At 73.6% G+C, this 22995-nt stretch carries 18 protein-coding genes; 8 read left to right on the top strand and 10 right to left on the bottom strand.

The annotated features are described in order from the left end of the window. Positions 1–240: 240 nt before the first annotated feature. Positions 241–1608: a PHB depolymerase family esterase gene (locus Q3W68_RS22820; RefSeq protein WP_302907394.1), complete on the bottom strand. Its 1368-nt coding sequence runs from the start codon at positions 1606–1608 to the stop codon at positions 241–243. Between the two features lie 237 nt (positions 1609–1845). On the opposite strand from Q3W68_RS22820, the gene Q3W68_RS22825 reads away from it, so the two are divergent. Beyond that, the gene (locus Q3W68_RS22825; RefSeq protein WP_302907395.1) at positions 1846–2808 is read left to right on the top strand and encodes a PaaX family transcriptional regulator C-terminal domain-containing protein; all 963 of its coding nucleotides are present in this window, start codon (positions 1846–1848) and stop codon (positions 2806–2808) included. 164 nt (positions 2809–2972) lie between these two features. Here Q3W68_RS22825 and Q3W68_RS22830 read toward each other — a convergent pair whose 3' ends face one another. Beyond that, positions 2973–3653, bottom strand: a complete 681-nt coding sequence (locus Q3W68_RS22830; protein ID WP_302907396.1) for a 4'-phosphopantetheinyl transferase superfamily protein — start codon at positions 3651–3653, stop codon at positions 2973–2975. Positions 3654–4103: 450 nt separating this feature from the next. Here Q3W68_RS22830 and Q3W68_RS22835 point away from each other — a divergent pair, with 450 nt between their 5' ends. Continuing rightward, positions 4104–4583: a hypothetical protein gene (locus Q3W68_RS22835; protein WP_302907397.1), complete on the top strand. Its 480-nt coding sequence runs from the start codon at positions 4104–4106 to the stop codon at positions 4581–4583. A 33-nt stretch (positions 4584–4616) separates the two neighbouring features. On the opposite strand, the gene Q3W68_RS22840 is transcribed toward Q3W68_RS22835, so the two are convergent. Further along, positions 4617–6194 (bottom strand): ricin-type beta-trefoil lectin domain protein, encoded by a 1578-nt coding sequence (locus Q3W68_RS22840; RefSeq protein ID WP_302907398.1) that lies wholly within the window; start codon positions 6192–6194, stop codon positions 4617–4619. 517 nt (positions 6195–6711) lie between these two features. Here Q3W68_RS22840 and Q3W68_RS22845 point away from each other — a divergent pair. The 3 genes from Q3W68_RS22845 (at position 6712) to katG (ending at position 10581) form a co-directional block, all read left to right on the top strand. Further along, positions 6712–7713, top strand: a complete 1002-nt coding sequence (locus Q3W68_RS22845) for a glycoside hydrolase family 11 protein (protein ID WP_302907399.1) — start codon at positions 6712–6714, stop codon at positions 7711–7713. Between the two features lie 139 nt (positions 7714–7852). Next, a complete protein-coding gene (locus Q3W68_RS22850) occupies positions 7853–8281 on the top strand; it encodes a Fur family transcriptional regulator (RefSeq protein WP_302907400.1) in 429 nt (142 codons plus the stop codon). A 23-nt stretch (positions 8282–8304) separates the two neighbouring features. Further along, complete coding sequence (gene katG / locus Q3W68_RS22855) at positions 8305–10581, top strand: catalase/peroxidase HPI (RefSeq protein WP_302907401.1); 2277 nt, start codon at positions 8305–8307, stop codon at positions 10579–10581. A 96-nt stretch (positions 10582–10677) separates the two neighbouring features. Here katG and Q3W68_RS22860 read toward each other — a convergent pair whose 3' ends face one another. Then, a complete protein-coding gene (locus tag Q3W68_RS22860; protein ID WP_302907402.1) occupies positions 10678–11643 on the bottom strand; it encodes a helix-turn-helix transcriptional regulator in 966 nt (321 codons plus the stop codon). 244 nt (positions 11644–11887) lie between these two features. Between Q3W68_RS22860 and Q3W68_RS22865 the strand changes: the two genes are divergently transcribed. Next, on the top strand, positions 11888–12520 hold the full coding sequence (locus Q3W68_RS22865) for a hypothetical protein (RefSeq protein WP_302907403.1): 633 nt from the start codon (positions 11888–11890) through the stop codon (positions 12518–12520). 1 nt (position 12521) lies between these two features. Here the strand turns inward: Q3W68_RS22865 and Q3W68_RS22870 are convergent, their stop codons facing one another. Both Q3W68_RS22870 and Q3W68_RS22875 read right to left on the bottom strand, forming a co-directional pair. After that, on the bottom strand, positions 12522–13025 hold the full coding sequence (locus tag Q3W68_RS22870; RefSeq protein WP_302907404.1) for a DUF421 domain-containing protein: 504 nt from the start codon (positions 13023–13025) through the stop codon (positions 12522–12524). A gap of 42 nt (positions 13026–13067) precedes the next feature. Beyond that, on the bottom strand, positions 13068–14714 hold the full coding sequence (locus tag Q3W68_RS22875) for a right-handed parallel beta-helix repeat-containing protein (RefSeq protein ID WP_302907405.1): 1647 nt from the start codon (positions 14712–14714) through the stop codon (positions 13068–13070). A 413-nt stretch (positions 14715–15127) separates the two neighbouring features. On the opposite strand from Q3W68_RS22875, the gene Q3W68_RS22880 reads away from it, so the two are divergent. Next, entirely contained in the window at positions 15128–17332 is a 2205-nt protein-coding gene (locus Q3W68_RS22880; protein ID WP_302907406.1) for a carbohydrate-binding module family 20 domain-containing protein, read from the top strand. Between the two features lie 48 nt (positions 17333–17380). Here Q3W68_RS22880 and Q3W68_RS22885 read toward each other — a convergent pair whose 3' ends face one another. From Q3W68_RS22885 to Q3W68_RS22900, 4 genes are all read right to left on the bottom strand, one after another. After that, on the bottom strand, positions 17381–18586 hold the full coding sequence (locus Q3W68_RS22885; RefSeq protein WP_302907407.1) for an MFS transporter: 1206 nt from the start codon (positions 18584–18586) through the stop codon (positions 17381–17383). Positions 18587–18662: 76 nt separating this feature from the next. Next, positions 18663–19136, bottom strand: coding sequence for a hypothetical protein (locus Q3W68_RS22890; protein WP_302907408.1), 474 nt, complete (start codon positions 19134–19136; stop codon positions 18663–18665). Between the two features lie 35 nt (positions 19137–19171). Continuing rightward, a complete protein-coding gene (locus Q3W68_RS22895; RefSeq protein WP_302907409.1) occupies positions 19172–19360 on the bottom strand; it encodes a ribonuclease in 189 nt (62 codons plus the stop codon). Positions 19361–19401: 41 nt separating this feature from the next. Continuing rightward, on the bottom strand, positions 19402–20214 hold the full coding sequence (locus tag Q3W68_RS22900) for a hypothetical protein (protein ID WP_302907410.1): 813 nt from the start codon (positions 20212–20214) through the stop codon (positions 19402–19404). Between the two features lie 109 nt (positions 20215–20323). Here Q3W68_RS22900 and Q3W68_RS22905 point away from each other — a divergent pair, with 109 nt between their 5' ends. Beyond that, positions 20324–22984, top strand: coding sequence for a cation-translocating P-type ATPase (locus Q3W68_RS22905; protein ID WP_368045760.1), 2661 nt, complete (start codon positions 20324–20326; stop codon positions 22982–22984). The last annotated feature ends 11 nt before the right edge of the window (positions 22985–22995 follow it).

A 22995-nucleotide genomic window follows, 5' to 3' on the forward strand; every position in this document is an offset into this window, starting at 1 on the left:
GGGCGTGGCTGTCTACCCGGCCACACTCCGTGACGGTGCCGACCGGCCGTGACGGCGCGGCCGGAACGGCGTCAGGCGGCGACCCCTGTGACGGCGCGGCGCGCGCCTCGCTGATCGTGGCCGGGTCGACGTTATGCCGGAGGTGGGCGCGGCGGACACGCGAAACGGCCCCGCGACCGGTGCGGGTCGCGGGGCCGTCCCCGGCGCCGTGGGAAGAAACGCCGGAGTGTGCGGTGCCGGTCAGGCGAGCGTGCAGGCTGCCCCGTTGAGGCTGAACGCGCTGGGCCGGGCGGTGTTGCCGGTGTGCGTGGCCTGGAAGCCGATGGTGGTCGAGCCGCGGGCCGGGATGGTGGCGTTGTACGCGAGGTTGCGTGCGGTCACCTGACCCGAGGAGGGGGAGTAGGACGCGTTCCAGCCGGAGGTGATGGTCTGGCCGCCGGGCAGCGTGAACGCCAGCGACCAGCCGTTCACCGCGGCGGTGCCGGTGTTTGTGATGGTGATGTTCTCGGTCAGCCCGTTGTTCCAGGCGTTCAGCTCGATGCTCACCGAGCAGGCGCCGGTGCCGGGCGGCGGGGTGGTCGGCCCCGGCGGGGGCGTGGTCGGGCCGGGCGGAGGCGTGGTCGGTCCCGGCGGGGGCGTGGTCGGACCGGGCGGCGGCGTGGTCGGGCCGGGCGTGCCGGTCAGGCCGAAGAACGCCACCGCGACCGCGGCCATGCCGGCCGACGGCAGGCTGTGCCCGGCGCCCTGGATGCTGTACGCCTCGACCTGCACGGTGCCGTTGGCGTCGGCGTAACGCCGCCGGTTCCAGCCGGACTGCGGCGTGTCGGTGGACGTGGGGTTCTGGCTGAGGCCGAACACGTTCGTCCACTGCTCGATCGTCTCCTGGAGCAGCGAGTACGGCACCAGCGTGTCGTTGGTGCCGTGCCACAACTGCACCCGGGGGCGGGGCCCGGTGTAGCCGGGGTACGCCTGGCGGACCGCGTCACCCCACTGCTGCGGGGTGCGGTTCATGTTCCCGCCGGTGCACTGGCTGGAGCCGGGCGGGTAGTCGGCGGCGCCGGCGAAGCAGTTGAACGGCACGCCCATGAACGCCGCGCCGGCCTTGAAGACGTCCGGGTAGAGCGCCAGCATGTGGTTGGTCATCATGCCGCCGGACGAGCTGCCGGTGGCGAAGACCCGGTCCGGGTCGGCGCCGTACTGCTGCTGGACGTAGCGGACCATCGAGACGAGCGACACCGGGTCGCTGCCGCCGCCGCGCCGCTTGGCCGCGTCGGACCAGGTGTCGAAACAGTTGCCGAAGCCGGCCTGCTGGGTCGCGCTGGGGTAGATCACGATGAACCCGTACCGGTCGGCCAGGCCGGCGAACTCGCTGCCGGAGTAGAAGCCGGGGCCGGAACCGCCGCAGCCGTGCATGGCCACCACAGTGGCCGGCCGGGCCGGGCGGGCGTCCGGCACGTAGACGTGCATGCGCATCCGGCCGGGGTTGTCGCCGAAGCTGGTCACCTCGGTCAGCGACGCCGCGTACGCGGGTTGGACGGCGGGGATCACCAGACCGGCCGCCGCCAGCGACGCGGCCAGGGCCACCACCATCTTGGCTCTGATTCTCACGGAGACTCCTTCGATCGCCCTGTGCGGGCGGGGACGGGCGGGTGCGCGCCGCGCCGGCGACCCGGGCCGCCGCGGTGTCGCGCCTCACCCACTGACGTGGATCGCCCGGCCCGGCTCCGTCGTATGGCACATAGTGTTCCGGCCGGACGTCCAAGTGTCAATCGATGCGCTCCGATGAGCTGCGGCGGCGTTCGTCTACAGTCGGTGCACCGTCCCTGAGCCGAGCCCGGAGCGCGTGTGGCAAGCCCGTTCGACATCGAGGAGATCTACCCGGACGAGGGGCCGGCGCCGCGGCTGCCCCGGCGGCAGGCCGGCACCTCGCCGCAGAGCGTCGCGGTGACGCTCCTGACCGACTACACGCTGCGTACCCGCGCCGCGCTGCCGTCCGCGGCGATCGTCGCGCTGCTCGGCGAGGCCGGCGTGACCAGCGCCGGCGCGCGTACCGCGATCAGCCGGCTGGCCCGCCGTGGGGTGCTGGAGGGTGCCCGGCAGGGCCGCAACAGCTTCTACCGGCTCAGCCGCGCCGCCGCCGCCGACCTGTCCGCCGGCGGGAACTGGATCACCGCCTCCACCGCCGAGGCGCAGGCGTGGGACGGCTGCTGGACCATCGTCGCCTTCTCGCTGCCGCAGGACCACGGCACCCAGCGCCGGGCGCTGCGCGGCCAGCTGCGCTGGCTCGGTTTCGCCCCGCTCTACGACGGGCTGTGGATCTCGCCGTACGAGCTGGCCGGGCCCGCGCGGGCCCGGCTCGCCGAGCTCGCCCTCGGCGCGGTCACGGTGTTCCGGGGGCGGCAGGACGCGCTGGACGCGATCGGCCAGCGCGCTCCCGTGGACGCCTGGGACGTCGACGCGATCAGCGGGCACTACGAGGCGTTCCTGCGCCGGTGGACCCCGCTGGTGTCGCGGCTCGGCTCCGTCGACGGCGCCGCCGCCGTGCGGGCCCGGACCGAGGTGATGGACACGTACCGCCGGTTTCCCACGCTCGACCCGCGGCTACCGCTGGAACTGCTGCCCGCCGGATGGCCGCGCCGGGCGGCCCGGGACCTGTTCGCGGCCGTCTACGACGGCCTGGCCGAGGCCGCCGAGACCCACGTCCGGGCGGTCGTCGCGCGGTTCGCCGACCCGGTGCCGCCCGGCATCCGGGCGCACACGACCGCCGACATGCTCGCCGGTGTACGCGAGGAGCGGCCGTGCGCGTGACCGTCTCCCTCGACGAGCTGCTCGGTGACGAGGTGCGGCGCGACCCGTACCCGTTCTACGCCCGGCTGCACGAGGCGGGGAGGCGGTCGCGCTGCGGCCGGCCGACCCGCACGCGCTGGCACCTGTCCTCGCAGGCGCTCACCCGCGCCGGGTCGCCGCCGTCGTCACCGATCGTGACCGGGGCCGGTACGCCACTCCACCGTGTACGGCCGGTCGCCGGCGAGCGCGACCGCCACCGCGTACCCGGCGGCCGTGGGCAGGTCGGCGAGCCGGTGCGGGCCGGCCGGCTCGACGCACTCGACCACGTCACCCGCGTGCACCGGGACGCCGAGGTTGGGCCACAGCCGGCCCCCGGCCGCCTTGACGGCCGCCTCCTTGCGCGCCCACAGCCGGGTGAACCGCAGCGCCCGGCCGGCCGGGTCCGGTCCGGCGGCGACGTGCCGCGCCTCCCGGAGGTCGAAGAATCGTGTGGACGCCGACACCGGATCCCCGCCCGGCGCGACGTGCTGGATGTCCACCCCGACCGGACGGCCCTCGCTGAGCGCGACCGCCACGAGATTCCCGGAGTACGACAGACTCGTGTGCAGGCCGCTCCACGGTGCGGTCAGCGCCGGTTTGCCGTACCGGCCCCGGCGCCAGGTCAGCGCCACCGGTGACGTGCCGGTGGCCCGCCCGGCCAGGACGCGCAGCGCGCCGTGCGCCACGGTGAACCGGTCCCGCAGCGCCTCGGTGTCGAACCGCGCGGCCCGGTCCCGCTCGTCCGCGTCGAGCACCGCCCGGTACCGCGCCAGCTCGTCCGCCGGCACCGCTGCCGCAACGATCCAGACCCGGACGGCGTCCCGCATGGACGGCAGCGTAACCGTGCGCCGTCACGTTGACACGCGCCGATACGCGTCGCTCTGATGAACGGGTGTTCGCGCAGACGGCCCAGGCCCAGGTTCCCGTGGCGTTCGCCGGGCCGGGCGCCGGCACCGCGCCCCTGCCCTGGGGGCAGAAGGCCATCATGCAGGACATGCGGGAGACCGGCTGGACGCACAACGTCAGCGGCGCCCACCCGGCGCCCGCGGGTGTCACGATCGAGCAGGTGGCGGCGCACTGCCCGGACGTCCGCGACTGCACTGTCCTCGCGGCGGGGGAGGACGGCACGGCTGTCACGGACGTGCTGCTCCTGCTCGCCGACGGCGCCGATCCGGCGCAGGACCGCACCGACCGGGTCCGGGCCGCGCTGGGGCCGGCGGTGGCGCGGGCTGACCGGGGGAGATCGACGGTTGGCGTGGCCGTGCCAGAATCCAGCCGTGTCCTACCTCCCCTCGCAGCCGTACCCGCCGATGCCCGGCGCCGTCAGCCCGCTGATCGCCTACCCGCACCCGATCGCCCCGCCGCCCGGCTGCGGGGTGCTCGTCGTCTCGGTGAACCGCGGGCCGTACCTGATCCCCGTGCCGGTGACCAGCCGCTTCAAGATCGACCGTCAGGTGGTGGCGATCCCCGGCGAGGGGACCTGGCACGTCGCGGTGCCGGCCGGCTCGCACGACGTCCGGTACACCGACTTCATGGGCGTCCCGATCGTCACCACGACGCTCGCGGTCCAGCCGGGGGCCGCGCACCACCTCGCGTTCCGCTTCGGGGGGTGGCGCAACCGGGTCTACGACGGGTACGGCACCGACGTCACCCGGTTCGGCCTGTGGTCCAACTACAGCGTCATGCTGATCCTGCTCGCGGTCCTCGGCGTCGGCTGCTGCGGCGTGTTCGGGCTGGCCCTGACCACGACTCCCTGATCCGGTCCGCCCGGCAGACCTGGTCGCGCGCCGCTAGCGCAGCGACCAGGTCTGCTTCACGTTGAACACGCAGGTCCAGGCGTTCAGCGGCGCGCCCGCGGCGTGCCCGTCGACGTCCAGGCAGCGGTCGGTCGCCCGGTTGAACAGCGACCGCCGGCCCTGGCTCTCGATCCACTCCCACTTCTGCGCCGGGTTGCCGCTGCACCACGCGGTCTGCACCGGTACGCCGTCGCGCTTCTCGCCCCAGGCCACGTCCAGGCAGAGGTCGCCGTTGACCCGGATGCTGCCGTCGGACGCGAACGTCCACCACTGCAAGCGCTCCTCCCGGCAGGCCCGCAGGACGACGCGTACGCCGTCCCCGCTGCCGCCGCTGGCGCACAGGCCGGTCTCCTTGCCGACGAGTTGCTTCGCGCCGGCCGGGCGGGCCGGCGCGGACGGCTTCTCCGGCTCCTTCGACGTGCCCGCGGCCGGCGCCGGCGTGGACGGGCGCGCGGCCGACGAGGACGGCGGCTTCGCCGTGGGCGTCCGGCCGGCGGGCGCGCCGGAACTCGCCGGCGTGCCGCGCAGCCGGCCGTCGAGGGCGTAGAAGTCGGCGAACTCCCGGACCGTGCGCAGGAACGTCTGCGTCTCGGCGTCGAAGTCGCCGCCGGTGTGGCGCACGGCGTCGGTCCCGTCGCGGTACGCCGCCAGCGCCAGCAGATCCGGGTCGCCGTCGAGCGCGGCCAGTTCCCGCCGCAGCGCGCAGAGCGTGGCGCCGGCCGCCGGTACGGCCGCCTGCGGATCCCACGGCGAGGCGCCGGACGGCCCGTGGGCACGCCACAGCTCGGGCCGGAACTGGGCGACGCCCTTGCGGCCGCCGTCGCCGAGCAGGTTCGGGTCGAAGCCGGAGGAGGCCATGAGCTGGGCGGCGACAGTGGCCGGCGGCACCTGCGGGCACACCGAGCCGGCCCGCACCACCAGGCGGACGTACGCGGCGGGGACCGCCTTGGGCTGCCGGCGCTCACCCTCGCCGCCGGTCGGGCCGGTCCCGGCGAAGCCGTCCTGGCGCCCGTAGTAGGCGGCGTACCGGCTTGCCTCGTCGACGTACGGGACAGCTGCCGGTGGCACCCCCTCGGCGGCGCGTACCTCGTCGAAGCCGGTGTGGAACGCGGCGAGCGACAGTCGCCACGGGTCGCCGGGGACTGCTGCCGCGCGCAGCTGCCCGACCAGGTCGCACATGTGGTGGGCCAGCGCGAGGATGTTGGCGGCGGCGTCCGTGCGGTGCGCGTCCGGCCACGGCGCCCAGGTCCGCCACCGTTCGTCGTCCAGGCCGGCCAGGCCCCGTCCGCCGGACGCGGTCCGCTCGGCCCGCCCGTCCAGCCCCGACTCGGCCATCAGCTGCCCGGCCAGCCGCGCCGGGGTCAGCGCGGGGCAGGCGCGGGCCGCGGTCCGGATCGCGGCCAGGTGATCGGCGGAGACGGTCCGGCCGGCCGGCTCGTCGTCGCGGGCGGCGGCGACGTCCCCGCTGAGGGCGGCGACCACGAGGCTCAGCGCCACCAGCCCGGCGGCGCCGGCGGCGACCAGGCCGCGCGGGATCCGCCGCGGGCGCGGGCCGGGGGCATCGGCAGTCACAGGGCGGTCCTTCCGGTGATGACGTACGCCGGACGGGTGCGCGACGTCCTCGGTTCACCCGGCCGGAATCGGGTCCGACTCCGGTCCGGCCGTCATTGAACCGACCGACCGGCGAGCCGTCAAATGTGGACGCTCCGGTTGGCGCCGTCCCGGCATCAGCGGAGACGCGACGGGGTTGATCCGGAACGAGCCCGAAAAGTTTCGGAACTTCGCCGCCCCTGGCGGTGGCAAGACGGTTGGCGCCGGTCCGTCGGCGCTGATCGCGAGCCCTTTCCGGCAGCCATAACGCCCGTTCAGGGCCCGCCGCGCGGTTACCACAACATTTCCGGAACTTGTTGACAGGATGAACCGGGCCTCCAATACTGTGGCCATCGGCGCATCTCGATTGACGTCGATGTCCGACCACCACCGTGGCGCGGTTGTCGCCCCGGTCCCGCCGTCCGCGGGCGGGCGAGCACCCGCGGCTCGCGCCACCCGGCTGGCCGCCCGCCAGCCGTCACAGGGAGGAAACCCGTCCATGAAAGACGCCCCCGTCCGTACGGGCATCCGCAGGCGCGGACGCCTCAGGATGGTCCTCGGCGGAGCCTGCGCCGTGGCGCTGATCGCCGCCGGGGCGACGGCGGTCACGTCAGCTCCGGCCTACGCCGACACCACCGTCACGTCGAACTCGACCGGCACCAACAACGGCTACTTCTATTCCTTCTGGAAAGACAGTGGCAACGTGTCCATGACCATGGGCAACGGCGGTCAGTACAGCACCCAGTGGAGCAACATCAACAACTTCGTCGCCGGCAAGGGCTGGAACCCGGGCGGGCGGCGGACGGTCAGCTACTCCGGCAGCTTCAACCCGTCCGGCAACGCGTACCTGACGCTCTACGGCTGGACGCGCAACCCGCTCGTCGAGTACTACATCGTGGACAGCTGGGGCAGCTGGCGCCCGCCGGGCAGCGGCTACATGGGCTCGGTGTCCTCCGACGGCGGCACGTACGACGTCTACCGCACCCAGCGGGTCAACGCCCCCTCGATCGAGGGGACGCGGACGTTCTACCAGTACTGGAGCGTCCGGCAGTCGAAGCGCGTGGGCGGCACCATCACCGCCGGCAACCACTTCGACGCCTGGTCGCGTTACGGCATGAACCTCGGTTCGCACGACTACCAGATCCTGGCCACCGAGGGCTACCAGAGCAGCGGCAACTCCAACATCACGATCGGCGGGACCAGCGGTGGCAACCCGACCACCCCGCCGCCGAACAACGGTGGCTGCACGGTCAGCGTCAGCCGGGCCGAGGAGTGGGGCGACCGGTTCAACGTGACCTTCTCGGTCAGCGGCACCAGCAACTGGGTGGTCAGCATCCAGACTCAGGGCGGGCAGAGCCTCCAGAACAGCTGGAACGCGTCCGTCAGCGGCACCAGCGGCACGCTCACCGCGCGCCCGAACGGCAACGGCAACAACTTCGGCATCACGCTCTACAAGAACGGCAACAGCAACACACCGACGGCGAGCTGTTCCGCCGCCTGAGCCCTTTTCCGGGGAGGGGGTGCCGCGCGTCAGGCGCGCGGCACCCCCGTTTTCGCGTGCCCGGACCACTGTCGTGTGACAGCCGACACACCCGGGCAAAAACTTGATTCATTCCAAAAGACCGGACTAAGGTCGTCGCATGACGGCCGACTTCGAGACGCAGCTCCGGGCGGTCTCGTTGCGGGTGACCCGGCCCCGCCTGGCGGTGCTGGCCGCGCTGCGCGACCACCCGCACGTCGACACCGACACGGTGATCGCCCTGGTCCGCGCCGAGCAGCCCACCGTGTCCCACCAGGCGGTCTACGATGTGCTCCGGGCACTCACCGACGCCGGGCTGATCCGGCGCATCCAGCCGGCCGGCGCCACGGCCCGCTACGAGTCGAGGGTGGGAGACAACCACCACCACGTCGTGTGCCGTTCCTGCGGCGCCATCGCCGACGTCGAGTGCGCCGTCGGCCGCGCCCCCTGTCTCACCGCCTCGGACGACCACGGCTTCGTGGTGGACGAGGCGGAGGTCGTCTACTGGGGCACCTGCCCCGGCTGCGCGGCCGACCGCACCGCCCAGTGATCCGCCAGTTCGGAAGGAAACAGATGAGCGACACCCAGGACAACCGGCCCGTCAGCCCGCAGGGCGTGGACGCCAAGGAGGCGGCCGGCTGCCCGGTCGCGCACGACTCCGTGACCGCGCACGGCAGCGAGAGCGAGAACCCGGCGATCGACTCGCCGACCCCGAAGACCGGCGGTCGTCCGCGCACCAACCGCGACTGGTGGCCCAACCAGCTCGACCTGTCGGTGCTGCACGCCCACTCGTCCAAGGGCAACCCGCTGGGCCCGGAGTTCAGCTACGCCAGGGAGTTCGCCAAGCTCGACGTCGAGGCGCTCAAGCGGGACATCACCGAGGTGCTCACCACCTCGCAGGACTGGTGGCCGGCGGACTTCGGCCACTACGGCGGCCTGATGATCCGGATGAGCTGGCACGCCGCGGGCACGTACCGCATCGAGGACGGCCGCGGTGGCGCCGGTGACGGCGGGCAGCGTTTCGCCCCGCTGAACAGCTGGCCGGACAACGCCAACCTGGACAAGGCCCGCCGGCTGCTCTGGCCGGTCAAGCAGAAGTACGGCCAGAAGATCTCCTGGGCCGACCTGCTGGTCCTCGCCGGCAACGTCGCGCTGGAGTCGATGGGCTTCAAGACCTTCGGCTTCGGTTTCGGCCGTGAGGACGTCTGGGAGCCGGAGGAGATCTTCTGGGGTCCCGAGGACGCCTGGCTCGGCGACGAGCGCTACGCCTCCGAGAAGGAGATGGTGGCCGGCGTCGGCGCCACCGAGATGGGTCTGATCTACGTCAACCCGGAGGGCCCGCGCGGCAACGCCGACCCGCTCGCGGCGGCGCACTTCATCCGTGAGACGTTCCGCCGGATGGCGATGAACGACGAGGAGACCGTCGCGCTGATCGCCGGCGGCCACACCTTCGGCAAGACCCACGGCGCCGGCCCCGCCGACGGCCACGTCGGCCCCGAGCCGGAGGCCGCGCCGCTGGAGTCGCAGGGCCTGGGCTGGCTGAGCACGTACGGCGAGGGCAAGGGCGGCGACACGATCACCAGTGGCCTCGAGGTCACCTGGACCGACCGCCCGACGCAGTGGAGCAACCGGTTCTTCGAGATCCTCTTCGGCTACGAGTGGGAGCTGACCACCAGCCCCGGTGGCGCCAAGCAGTGGGTCGCCAAGGACGCCGAGGCGATCATTCCGGACGCCCACGACCCGTCCAAGAAGCACCGCCCGACGATGCTCACGACCGACCTGTCGCTGCGCGTGGACCCGGCGTACGAGAAGATCTCCCGCCGCTTCCTGGAGAACCCGGACGAGTTCGCGCTGGCGTTCGCCAAGGCCTGGTACAAGCTGCTGCACCGTGACATGGGCCCGGTCAGCCGCTTCCTCGGCCCGTGGGTGCCCGAGGCCCAGCTCTGGCAGGACCCGGTGCCGGCCGTCGCGCACGAACTGGTGAACGACGCCGACGTGGCCGCGCTCAAGGCGAAGGTGCTGGAGTCCGGCCTCACCACCGCCCAGCTGGTGTCCACCGCCTGGGCCTCGGCCGCGAGCTACCGCTCCACCGACAAGCGCGGTGGCGCCAACGGCGCGCGGATCCGGCTGGAGCCGCAGCGCAACTGGGAGGTCAACCAGCCGGAGCAGCTCGCCACCGTGCTGGCCACCCTGGAGGGCATCCAGCAGGAGTTCAACGCCGCCGGCGGCGCGCAGATCTCGCTCGCCGACCTGATCGTGCTGGCCGGCTCGGCCGCTGTCGAGCAGGCGGCGCGCGACGCCGGCGTCGAGGTGACGGTGCCGTTCCACCCCGGTCGTACCGACGCCACGCAGGAGCAGACCGACGTCGAGTCGTTCCGGGTGATGGAGCCGCGCGCCGACGGGTTCCGCAACTACCTGCGGCCGGGCGAGAAGACCCAGCCGGAGGTGCTGCTCATCGACCGCGCGTACATGCTGAACCTGACCGCGCCGGAGATGACAGTGCTGGTCGGCGGCCTGCGCGCGCTCGGCAACAACGTCGGCGGCGCCGCGCACGGCGTGCTCACCGACCGGCCCGGCGTGCTCACCAACGACTTCTTCGTCAACCTGCTCTCCCCGGGCACCCGGTGGAAGGCGGCGGAGTCCGAGGAGCACGTGTACGAGATCCGGGACCTGGCGACCGACCAGGTGAAGTGGACCGCCACCGCGGTCGACCTCATCTTCGGCTCCAACTCGCAGCTGCGGGCGCTCGCCGAGGTCTACGCCAGCGACGACGCGCGGGAGAAGTTCGTCCGCGACTTCGTGGCCGCCTGGACGAAGGTCATGGAGCTGGACCGCTTCGACCTGGCCTGATCCGCCGCATCCGAGCGAGCCCCGGTCCGTCGCGTCGCGGCGGGCCGGGGCTCGTCCGGTTGCCGGGGCCGGTCGCCCGGCGCAGGGCCGGCCGGATCAGCCGTGCAGCGTACGGCTCGGTGGGATGCCGAACACGGACCGGTAGTGAGCGGTGAACCTGCTGTGGCTCAGGAAGCCCCATCGGGTGGCGATCCCGCTGACGGTCTCGCGTCGCGGATCGCTCATGCGCAGTTCCTGATGTGCCCGCTCCAGCCGGATGCGCCGCAGGTAGGCGGCCGGCGTGCTGTCCAGATGCCGCCGGAAGGCCAGTTGCAGGGATCGTACGGACACGGCGGCGGCGACTGCGACGTCCGCCGGGCTGATGTCGCGGTGCGCGTTCTCCTCCATGAAGGCGATGGCCCGGCGGAGCGCCGGCGCCGAGGCGTCCCGCCGGTCCTGCGGCGTCGGATCGGTCGCAGCGGTGTTGGGGAAGACGGCGAGCGCGGCCGCCGCGAGGGTGCGCGCCGCCGTGGCGAGCACCAGCGGCTGGCGGCCGGCCTCGGGGTTGCCCAGCACGGCGAGGCGTACGTAGCGGGCGGTGAGCCGCCAGTGCTCGGCCAGCACCGGGGAGGCCGGCTGGAGGTCGGTGAACCGGACGGGCGCGAGCCGGCGTCCGGGAGCGGGGGAGACGACCTGCTGGAGCAGGCCCGGGTCCAGTTGGATCAGCAGCACCTCGCCGCAGCGCCACCGTAGGCGGTACGGACGGCCCGGATGGGCGTTCAGGAACACGTCACCGGGGCGGAAGGAATGCAGTTCGCCCTCACTGATGCGGCTCACCACGCTGCGCGTGTTCTGGCAGACGACCACGGAGTCGAGTTGCTCGACGTCGATGCGCAGATCGCCCGACTGCGCGACCCGGTCCACCCGGAACGAGCCGGCGTTGAGCCGTCGGTGGCTGAGCCGGAACCCGCCGCCACCGCGGATGCGCATGCCCCGCGTGCCGTAAGCCTCGGTGAGGTAATGGTGAATGAGGTCCGGCCGCCGGCTCCTGAAGTGATGGCTGACGATGGAGCTGGGCCTCACGTCGTCCCCCTGCCGTATTCGTCCGGGGAGTGGAAGTCGTCACCGCGGGGAGCGAAGGAATCTCGCCTCTCCGGATGCTATTGCTTGATGGGATTCCTGCATATCCCGAATCCCATCAACGGACTTTGCGCTAAGCGATCAGCGGCTTGCCTTTCGTGCGCTGACGGGCCTAGCCCCGCATTCCGCCGGTGGGGAAAAGTCGGCCCCGTGGTGGCTCGCTGGGGCGGTGGTCGAGGGGGCGCAGGTGGACATGGCGTACGCGCGGGACGTGGCCCGGAGGGCGGCGGCGGAGTCGCTCCGGCAGCTCGTGGATGATCACCGCGTGGCCGGCCGGCTCCGGGGGAACGAGTCGGCCCTGAGCGTCGCGGTGCGGGAGACGCTGCAGGAGGCGCTGGCGCATCCGTCCCGCGCGGACGGCCATGCGCTGCGCGACTTCTGCCAGCGGCGGGAATGGACCCTTGACGAGTTCGACGCGTTGGGGCATCACCTGCTCACGGCTGTGCTGGCCCAGCGGGTGGGCGTGGAGGCGCTGGTCCGGGTCGGTGCGGCGCTGACCCGCGTCCGCCAGCGCCTCGCAGGGCCGGCACCCGGCGGAGGGTCGCGCCCGGACCGGCGTGGCCGCAACAGCGCGTCCCGCCACTACGCCCCGCCCGCACACCTGCCGGTGCCGCCGAGCTGGCGGTGCAGCGGCTGCGCCGCCGCCTGGCCGTGTCCCACGAAGCAGAGCCAGCTGCTCGTCGAGTTCGGCGGCACGACCGCGGCGCTCGCCGTCTATCTCGGCGCCTGTCTCGTCGCCGCCACCAAGGATCTGCCGGCCCTGCCGCCCGCCCAGGCCAGGGCTCGTTTCCTGGGGTGGCTGCCGCGCCGGCGGTTCTGACTCAGCGGCCCGTGCGCGGCGCCTTGCTGCGGGTGATGACGCTGAACTGGCCCTGGGACTCCATCCGGACCTCCTTGACCTGGTCCAGGCGCTCCACTCCGTGCTGGCGGAGCTGGCTGAACAGCTCGTCCTCGGTGATCAGTTCCCGGCGCATGTTGCGGTGCAGGATGCGGCCGTCGCGGACGAGCAGCAGGGGGCCGGGGTTGACCAGGCGCGCGACCGCGGGCCAGCGGTAGGACAGCGCGTCGAGCAGGTACGCCCATCCGATGATCACGGCGACCAGCAGCATCCCGTCGGTGATGGACCGGTAGTCGTCGGCCATCGCGTTCTGCGCCGCGTCGGCGATCAGCACGATCACCAGCAGGTCGGTCACGCCGGTGCTGCCGCTCTCCCGTTTGAGCAGCACGCGGAGCAGGACGAAGATGGTCAGATAGACCACGCTGCCCCGCAACGCGATCTCCCACAGCGGGGTGTCGGGGATCAGCAGTTGCCGCCAGTCGCCCACGCCCGCTCCTACCCCGAACCCGCCGCCCCACACCCGGGGCGGTCACTGGTCGCCGTGGTTGCCCTGCCATTGCCCGCCGAGGGCGGGGGTGTCGGCGCGGATCGCGGTGTGGTTGCCGTCCAGGTCGTTCTCGACCACCCGGCAGTTCAGGCAACTGCCGCGCTCGGTGATCCAGATGCCGGCGGTCTGCGTACCGGAGCCGGTGTCCCGGATCAGATTTCCGCGCACGGTGACCGAGTCGCAGGTGGCGTTCAGCGTGACACCGGCCCGGTTCTCCGGGGGCGCCGGCAGCTCGTACGGCGTACCGGGCGACGGCGTGTCGGCACTCCAGGAGCTGTCGATGCCCGGACGGTTCGGCGCGAGCACGAGCGTCGTCTCGTCGTTGCTGGCGACCACCGCGAAGCGCCGGCCCACCCGCAGGCGCTTGCCCCGGTGCCCGTCCCGCGGCCAGCGGGCACGCTGGTCGACGAGCGTGGTCCCGGTGTAGCGGACCGACTCGCCGCCGCCGGTGGCGGCCGGGGCGCACTGGCGGCCGTTGTTGCGGATCCGGTTGTTGATGATCACCGCGTCGCGCAGCGGGCGGTCGGAGCGGATCCCGTCGAGGCTGTTGCCCCAGATGTCGTTGCTCTCGATGACGATCTCCTCGGCGGTGGCCCGGTTGCCCTCGCCGAGGTCCTGGTGGTGGTAGCCGTAGCGGCCGTTGCCGCTGATCCGGTTCCCCCGCACCGTGTAGGGACCCCGCGTGTTGCCGATGTTCACCCCGTCGCGCATGTTGCCGTCGATCAGGCAGTCGGTGAGCAGGCCACCCCGCCCGGGAACGCCTGTGGTGCCCTTCGCCGAGACCTGGAAGCCGGCCTCCAGGTTGCCGACCATCGTGCAGCCGGTGACGATCAGCCCGTCGGCGCCCCAGTCGGAGATGCCGAACCGGTTGCTCTCGGCGTGGCAGCCGATGATCCGGATACCCCGGGGCTGCGGCCGGCCGGCGTACTGCATCTCGACGAAGATCCCGTTGGTGGCGTTGCCGACGGCCGTGCAGTCGGCGATGGTCAGCCGCTCGACCGGCCCCCAACCGCCGATACCGATGCCGATGCCCGCGCCGCCCATCTCCAGGCCGTCGTCCATCCGGCCGCACTCCAGCACCCGGACGTTGTCGACCACGGTGTCCTGGAGGAAGTCGCAGCCGAACCCGGTGGCGGCGGTGTGGTGGATGAACAGGTTGCGGAAGACGCCACCGGTCACGTACTGCAATCCCAGCCCCTTGGCCAGCGGGTTGTAGTCGGCCGACGCGACCCCGGAGCCGTCGATCTCGAAGTCGGCGAACGTGCAGTGGGCGAGGTGCCGGTCCGGGCTCGCCCCGTGCTGCTCGGCGGTGTGGAACGCCAGCGGGACCGGCTGCGCCCGGTTGCCCTCGTTGCTCAGCACGAACCGGGTCACGCCCGGTCCGGCGCCGATGAGCGACACGCCGCTGCGCCAGACGGTGCCGGCGTCGCGGACGGCGTACACGCCGGGTGGGCAGTAGATGACGCGGGCCCGGCCGTCGGCGTCGTACGCGTCCCCGAGCCGGTCGACGAGTGCCGCCAGCGCCGGCTGGTCGTTCGTCACGCCGTCACCGGTCAGGCCGTGCTCCCGGGCGTCGCAGCGCAGCGGCGCGCCGGCCACGGCGTACCGGCGGACACCGGGAGCGGCCACGGCATCTCCCTCCGGCCGGGTGGGGCGCACGGGCGCGGCGCGCGGGCCGGCCGCCGCGTGAGCGGGATCTAGGAACACGGTACGTGGCGGCGGCCGCCGGCAGGCCCGGATCGACGAGGTGGGTGCCGCGGCCCCGCAAACGTTGGAAAATCTGTTCGGAACTTGCGGTCTTCTCGGGAAGCGGTTCACCGCGTCCCGAGCGGCGGGAATCGGCTCCGGGGTCGGACGGTCCGGTCCATGGTGGATCGCCGCTGGTGACAGGGAATTAGCACCCCTTCGTGTTGCCTGCTGGTTTCGAAAACTTTGCCGCAAGCTCTTGCAAAGACTTTCATGGATGGCGCATGGTGTTCGTCACCCGGGACGGCCGCCCCACCCCGCTCACCCTTTCGAACCACGGAAGAGGTCCCCCAGCCATGCATTCCGCCAGGCCGCACCCCCGTGGCCGTGCCGGTCGCCTGCTGCTCGCCGCCGCGCTCGTCGCGGCCGGCGGCACGGTCGCCGTCGCGGCTGCCACCACCGTCCCTGCCCCCGCCCGAGCCGCCGTAGCGCTCAACGACAGCGAGGTGACCGCCAACCTCTGGGAATGGAACTGGAACTCGGTCGCCGCCGCCTGCACCGACCACCTCGGACCCGCCGGCTACGGCGCCGTGCAGGTGGCCCCGCCGCAGGAGTCGGTGAAGCTGCCCGCGAGCGCCGACGGCGCGTACCCCTGGTACGAGGTGTACCAGCCGGTGTCGTACAAGCTGGACAGCCGGTTCGGCAACCGCCAGCAGTTCGCCGCCATGGTCACCGCCTGCCACAACGCCGGTGTGCGCGTCTACGTCGACGCGGTGGTCAACCACATGGCCGGCACCAACAACCCGGCCGGCACGCGCGGCTACGCCGGCACCGCGTTCTCCGGCTACGACTACCCGGCCGTGCCGTACGGCACCGGGGACTTCCACCGCCCCGGCGACAACTGCCCGACCGGCGGCGCGATCAGCGACTGGAACAACGAGTCCCAGGTGACCAGCTGCGAGCTGCTGTCGCTGTCGGACCTCTACACCGAGAAGGAAGCGGTCCGGAACAAGATCGCGGCGTACCTCAACGACCTGATCGGGCTCGGCGTCGACGGCTTCCGGGTCGACGCGGTCAAGCACATCCGCAAGGACGACTTCGCGGCAGTCCTCGGCAAGCTGAACGACACCGTCGCCGAGGGCCGGCGGCCGTACGTCGCGCAGGAGATCTTCGACGGCGCGAGCAACCCGGCGTTGCAGGCACGCGCGTACATCGGCAACGGCGACGTGCTCGACTTCGCGTACGCCAAGGGCATCCGCTCGGCGTTCCAGGGCTCCGTCTCGGCGCTGGCGAACGTGCCGAACTGGAACCTCGACGCGCCGAGCGCCAACGTCTTCTCCATGGTCACCAACCACGACCTGGAGCGCGACGGTGTGGTGCTGTCGTACAAGAACGGCTCCGACTACGTGCTGGCCAACTACTTCGCGCTGGCCTACCCGCACGGCAAGCCGTCGGTCTACGACAGCTTCACCTGGTCCGACCGCAACCAGTCCCCGCCGCACGACGGCACCGGACGGGTCACCGACACGGTCTGCGGCGCCGCCTGGACCTGCCTGAGCCGCAGCACCGGCGTCAAGGGCATGGTCGGCTGGGCCAACGCCGCCCGCCCGGTGAAGACGGTCTCGGACTTCACCACGGTGAACAGCAACGTGATCGGCTTCCACCGGGGCGACCGGGCGTGGATCGGCATCAACGACTCGAGCTCCGCCACCACCGCCACGTTCGTCACCGGGCTCGCCGACGGCCGGTACTGCGACGTCATCTCCGGCGTCGCCACCGGCAGCGGCTGCACCGGCTCCGCGGTGACCGTGTCCGGCGGCCGGGCCACTGTGACCGTCCCGGCCAACGACGCGGTCGCGATCCACGTGAACGCCCGGCCGGGCGAGAGCCCGTCCCCGACGGCCTCCCCGAGCGCCTCTCCGACCGTCTCGCCGAGCGCGTCGCCCACGGTCAGCCCGAGTGACCGGATCGCCACCACGTTCACGGTCACCGCCAATCTGGCCGCCGGGCAGGACGTCCGCGTCGTCGGCGGCATTCCCGAACTGGGCTCGTGGACGCCCGCGAACGGAGTCGAGCTCGTCGCGCAGGGCGGCGGCGTCTACCGCGCCACTGTCGGCCTGCCCCGGTCCACCGCCGTGGAGTTCAAGTTCGTCAAGCTCACCACCGCCGGCGCGGTCACCTGGGAATCCGGCGTGAACCGGACGCTCGCCACGCCGGTGACCGGCACGTACGCGGTGACCGAGACGTTCCGCGGCGACACCGTCACCACGGCGGTCGCCACCACGTTCTCCGTCACCGCGACCACCGTCTACGGGCAGAACGTGTTCGTCGTCGGCAACATACCGGCGCTGGGTGGCTGGAACCCGGCCGCCGCCGTCGCGCTCTCGTCCGCCGCCTACCCGGTCTGGCGGGCCACTGTCGACCTGCCCCCGAACACAGCCGTCGAGTACAAGTACGTCAAGAAGAACCCGGACGGCACTGTCACCTGGGAGTCCGGCGCGAACCGGACGCTCACCACGTCGGCCGGCGGCACCCGCACCGTCACCGACACCTGGCGCTGACGAACGTGCGGCCCGTCCCCGTCACCCCTGGGGGCGGGCCGCATGCGGTCAGGCCCGGACCCGGGCCTCGTCACCGGCCCGCGCCTCGGTGGCGGATCCTCCCCGGCGGCGTCCGCCGTGAGCCGCCGCCAGGGCGGCGGCCAGGCACACCACGGCGGCGACCACGAGCGGCGGCCGGCCGCCGGCGGCCACCGCCGCCGATCCGAGCGGGATGGCCAGCGTGATCGGGCCGAACATCGCCGTGTTCGCCGTCCCGGCGACCCGCCCCAGCATCGCCGGTGGCGTGTACGTCTGCACGGCGGTGACCGCCGCGACGAGCGTCCACGGCAGACCGACGCCGGCCACCGCCGAGGCGGCCACGGTGCCCGGCCACCACGGCAGGCAGCGCCCCAGACAGCCGGCGGCGAACAGGACCGCGCCCGCCACACCGACCGCGATCTCGCCGTGGCGACGGGCGAGCCGGCCGACCAGGAGTCCGGCGAGCAGCGACCCGGCGCCCTGTGCGCTCGCCAGCACACCGAGGAACGTCGACGGCAGCGCCAGGGCGGTCACCACCACGTCGTACAGCGCCGCGGTGGTGAAGCCGGACATCGCGATGGACACCGCCGCGAGCGCCACGGGTACGCGTACCGCCCGCCGGGCCAGGAGCGCGGTGAGCCCGTCCCGTACTCCCGCCCGGCGTGCGGCCGGGGGCGCGGGGACGGTCCGGGTCAGGCGCAACGCGCCGTACAGGGCGGCCACGAGCACCGGTACGGCGGCGGCGAGCACCGCGACGACGTGCCCGCCCCGCCACGCGTACAGGCCCGCCCCGGCCAGCGGCGCCACCAGCTTCGTGCCCTCCTGTGCGCTCGACCGCCAGCCGTTGACGTCGGCCAGCCGGGCCGGGGGGAGCGCGGCGGGCAGCAACGCTGTCTCGCCGGCGTCGACGAGCACGTAGCCGATGCCGTAGGCGAGCGAGACGGCGTAGATCAGCCACGTCTGACCGGACCCTCGTACCGCCAGCAGGCTCAGCAGCGCGGCGGCGAGCGCGAGGTTGACGCCGATCACCAGGGGGCGTCGGGGCACCCGGTCGAGCAGGCCGCCGAGCCACGGTCCGGCGAGCGTCGGGGCGTAGACGCAGAGACCGGCCAGCGCGGCGAGCCCGGTGGAGCCGGTGAGGTCCAGAATCCAGATGCCGGAGACCAGGGCCATGGCGCTGCCGCCGAGGCCGGCCAGCAGCGAGACGGCCACGAACAGGACGGCGTTGCGGCGCATGAGTCCCCCGAGAGCTGAGTCTGGAGGACTCATCCTCGGGACTTGAGCCGGGATGGAGCAATAGCTTCGAGCTGTGTCAATGTCCCGTTGACAAGGCGGCCGTGATGCGTCTGGCGCAATCGCGCACCGGGCCCGGCAGCCCGCGCCCGGCCCCGGCAAGGTCGTCGGCGAGGTGCGCGGCCAGCGCGTACAGCGGCCCGGCCGGGGCGTCGAGCGCGAGCGCCCAGGTGCGGCGCGTCAACGCGGCGCGGGGGAAACGGGCGTCCCACGAGCGGTCCGCCTCGATCCAGCGGTGCAGGTCGGCGACTGTCGCCCGGAGCGCCGGCACGTCGGGGGAGGCGGCCGGGTCGAGCGCGGACAGGCGGCCCCGCCGGGCCGTCACGAGACGCTGCCGGCGCTGCTCGGCGGCCTGCCGGCTGCCCAGGTCCAGCGCCCGCGCGATCTCGGCCCAGGTGGCGCCGTCGTGCCGGGCCCTGTCGATCAGGTCCAGCTCGCGGTCGTCCAGCCGGGCCCGGGCCGCGGCGATCTCGGACAGGCGGGCCAGGCTCACCGGTCAACGCTACATTGACACTTCCTCGCCGGGCGTCACTCCTCCGGGACGCCCGGGCCCACCTCGCCGCGCGCCAGGTGCTCGGCGTTGCGGTCGGCCTCGCTCTCCGCGTTCTCCGCCCCGGCGCCCGGATCCCGGGTACGCCGCCCCTCGGCGTCCTGGAACACCTGGCCGCGCTCGAGCGCGCCCTCCTGCTGCCGCTGGAACTGCTCCGGATCAGTCATGACCGTCAGGTGCCCCGGCGGTCGCCCGGCAAACCGGTACGTCAGCGCGGTGGCGCCACGTAGAGGGCGGTCCGGCAGCCGATCTCGCCGGGCTCCAGCCAGATCCGGTCGTACCCGGGAGACTCGATCCTCCCGGCCGGCGTGCGGACGAGCAGGAGGCAGTCCCGTTCCGCGGGTACGCCCACGGCGGCGACGAGCGCGCCCTCGTGCACTGTCGTGTCGACAGTGATCCAGTCCTGCGGGAAGGCCGCCCGCACCGCGCCCGCCAGCGTGTCCGGGGTGGCGGTGCGCAGCACGGCGGTCAGCCGCTGCTGCCCGTCCGCCGGCACCGCCGGCACCGGCGCGGCGGTCGGTGGCGGGGGAGCGGCGCCGCTCGGGCAGTCGATCTCGTGGTACGTCGTGTAGCGGTACAGCTCGAACTCGTAGCGGTAGCAGCGCGTGGCCTCACCGGCGCTGTTGCTCGCGCCACCGATCGACACCGGCGGCCGCTCCGGCACTGTCACCACGAACCGCACGTCGACTGTCGCCCGCTCGTCTCCGGCGGTGCGGCCGGACCAGGCCAGCGCCTCCCGCCGGAGCGTCGCACCGCCGCCCGACGCGGCGTCCTCCGGTTTCCGGACGATCTCGGCCGCCGCGATCGACCCGGCGTCGCGCACCCGGTTGCGGTGGCCCAGCTCCGTGTTGAGCTGCTTGGCCTCCGCCGCCGCGGTGTCGCGCGCCAGCGCGTCGCCGCTCTCCTCCCCGACCCCCTTCCCGCACCCCGCCGACGCGAGGAGGAGCACCGCGAGCGCGCAGCGGATCCACAGGTGACGGGACGGACGATTCGACCCGTGAGCGCTGCGTGTCCGGTTCACCGCGCGGACGTTACCGGCGAGCCGGGCGCCGCGCTGCCCCGTACGCGGGGGCCGTTGGTCCCGGATCCGACAGGCCCTCGGCCCTGCGATCCGAGCCCGTCCGCGCGGCATGCTGGGATTGCCCGGCACGGGCGGCGACGACATGGAGGACGATGTGGTGATCAACGGCGGGCCCGGTACAGCGACGACGCCCACCGAGATCTCTCCGGCCCTCGCGACCGGGCTCGGCTCGGCCGAGGCGGCCGCCCGGCTGCGCGCCGACGGGCCGAACACGGTGGCCGCCCCGCGCAAGCGCGGGCTGGCCGGCCGGGTGTTCCGCCAGCTCACCGACCCGCTGGTGGCGCTGCTGCTGGCCGCCGCCGTGGTGACCACGCTGCTGCGTGACTACCCGGACACCGCCGTGATCGTGCTGGTCGTCCTGATCAACACGGCGATCGGCGTGGTGCAGGAGGTACGCGCCGACCGGGCCGTCGCCGCGCTTGACCGGCTCGCGGCACCGACCGCGCGTGTGGTCCGCGACGGCCGTGACCTCGTGCTGCCCGCGGCCGACCTGGTCCGCGGCGACCTGGTCCGGCTGGAGGCCGGCGACGTGGTGCCCGCCGACCTCGATCTCACCGACGCGGTACGCCTCAGCCTGGACGAGTCGGCGCTGACCGGCGAGTCGGTGCCGGTGGCCCGGGTCGCGGGGGAGGAGGCGAGCGCCGGCACGGTGGTCACCACCGGCCGCGCCACCGGAACCGTGGCGCGCACCGGCGCGGCGAGCGCGCTGGGCCGGATCAGCGCGCTGGTCGCGGCGACCCGGCCGGCGCCCACCCCGCTGCAACGACGCCTGTCCTCGCTCGGCCGGGTGCTCGGCCTGACCGCCGTGGTGCTCTCCGGGCTGGTCTTCGCCATCGGCGTGCTCGACGGGCGGCCGGTCACGCAGATGGCGGTCACGGCCGTCAGCCTCGTGGTGGCCGCCGTGCCGGAGTCGCTGCCCGCCGTCGTCACGCTGGCGCTCGCCCTGGGCGCGCGCCGGATGGCCGGCAGCCGCGCCATTCCCCGCCGGCTGCACGCGGTCGAGACCCTCGGCTCGGTCACCGTGATCGCCTCCGACAAGACCGGCACGCTCACCGAGGGCCGGATGGCGGTGCAGTACGCGGTCGTCCCCGGCCGCGACCGCTACGCCGTCACCGGCACCGGCTACGCGCCCGACGGCGAGGTGCACCACCGGGGCGAGCCGGTGAGCGCCCCCGACGAGCTGCGCGCCCTCGCCCGGGCCGGGCTGCTCTGCAACGACGCCACAGTGACGCAACCGACCGACGAGCGGCCGGAGTGGACAGCGATCGGTGACCCGCTGGAGGCGGCGCTCGTCACGTTCGGCGCCCGCTGCGGCCTGGACCCGGACACCACCCGCGACGCCTGGCCCCGGGTGGCGGAGGCCCCGTTCGACCAGGACCTGCGCCGGATGACCACCGTGCACCGCCGCTGCGACGGACGCTACCTGGTGGTCTGCAAGGGCGCCCCGGAGAACCTGCTGGCCGCGCCGCTGGTGGACGCCGACGCCGCGGAACTGGCCGAGCTGACCGACGCCGCGCACCGGCTCGCCGCCGAAGGCCTACGGGTGCTGGCGGTGGCCTCCGCCGTGGTCGACACCCTGCCCGACCCGGCCCGGCCGGCTGGCCTGCGCCCGCTCGGCCTGGTCGCGGTCGGCGACCCGCTGCGCGCCGCGGCGCCCGGCATCGCCGCGGGCTTCGAGGAGGCCGGCATCCGGCTGGTCCTCATCACCGGCGACCACCCGGCGACCGCCGCCGCCATCGGCGGACGGCTCGGGCTCTGGCGCGACGGCGACCCGCTCGCCAACGGTGACGACGGCGACCTGGGCCGGGCCCACCCCGACACCCGGGTGTACGCGCGGACCCAGCCGGAGCAGAAGCTCGACATCATCGCCGGCCTCCAGACCCGGGGGCACGTGGTGGCGATGACCGGCGACGGCGTCAACGACGCCCCGGCGCTGCGCCGCGCGGACATCGGCGTGGCGATGGGCGGCGGCACCGAGGTGGCCCGGCAGGCCTCCGACCTGGTGCTCGTCGACGACGACCTGACCACTGTGGCGACCGCCATCGGCGAGGGCCGCCGGATCTACGACAACATCCGCCGGTTCCTGCGCTACGCGCTCGCCGGTGGCGTCGCCGAGATCGCGGTGATGCTGCTCGGTCCGCTGTTCGGCCTGCCGGTGCCGCTGCTGCCGGCGCAGATCCTCTGGATCAACCTGCTCACCCACGGCGTCCCCGGCGTGGCGCTCGGCGCGGAGCCGGCCGAGCCGGGCACGCTGCGCCGGCCGCCCCGCTCTCCGCAGGAGTCGGTGCTCGGCGCCGGCCTGGGCCGGGACGTGCTGCTCACCGGCGGGCTGATCGCCGCGGCGACGCTCGGTGCCGGGGTGTGGGCCGCGGCGGCCGACCGGCCGTGGCAGTCGGTGGTGTTCGTGGTGCTCGGCCTGGCCCAGCTCGGCGTGGCGCTGGCGGTCCGCGCGATCCGTACCCCGGGCTCCCGGGAGCGCAACCTCGCGCTGCCGGTGGCGGTCGCGATCTCCGCGGTCCTCCAGGTGGCCGGCGTGCTGCTGCCGCCGCTGCGCGAGCTGCTCGGCACGTCCCCGCTCAGCGCGCTGGACCTGCTCGCGTGCGCCGCGATCGGCGTGCTGCCCGGGCTGGTGCTGCGGCTGACCCGCCGCTTTCGCGGGACCAACGGCCCTCGGGCCGGGACCCCGGACCCTGCCGGGCCGGCCGCCTGACGGGCAGGCTG

Source organism: Micromonospora sp. C28ISP2-4 (genome assembly GCF_030519385.1).
Taxonomy (GTDB): Bacteria; Actinomycetota; Actinomycetes; order Mycobacteriales; family Micromonosporaceae; genus Micromonospora; species Micromonospora tulbaghiae.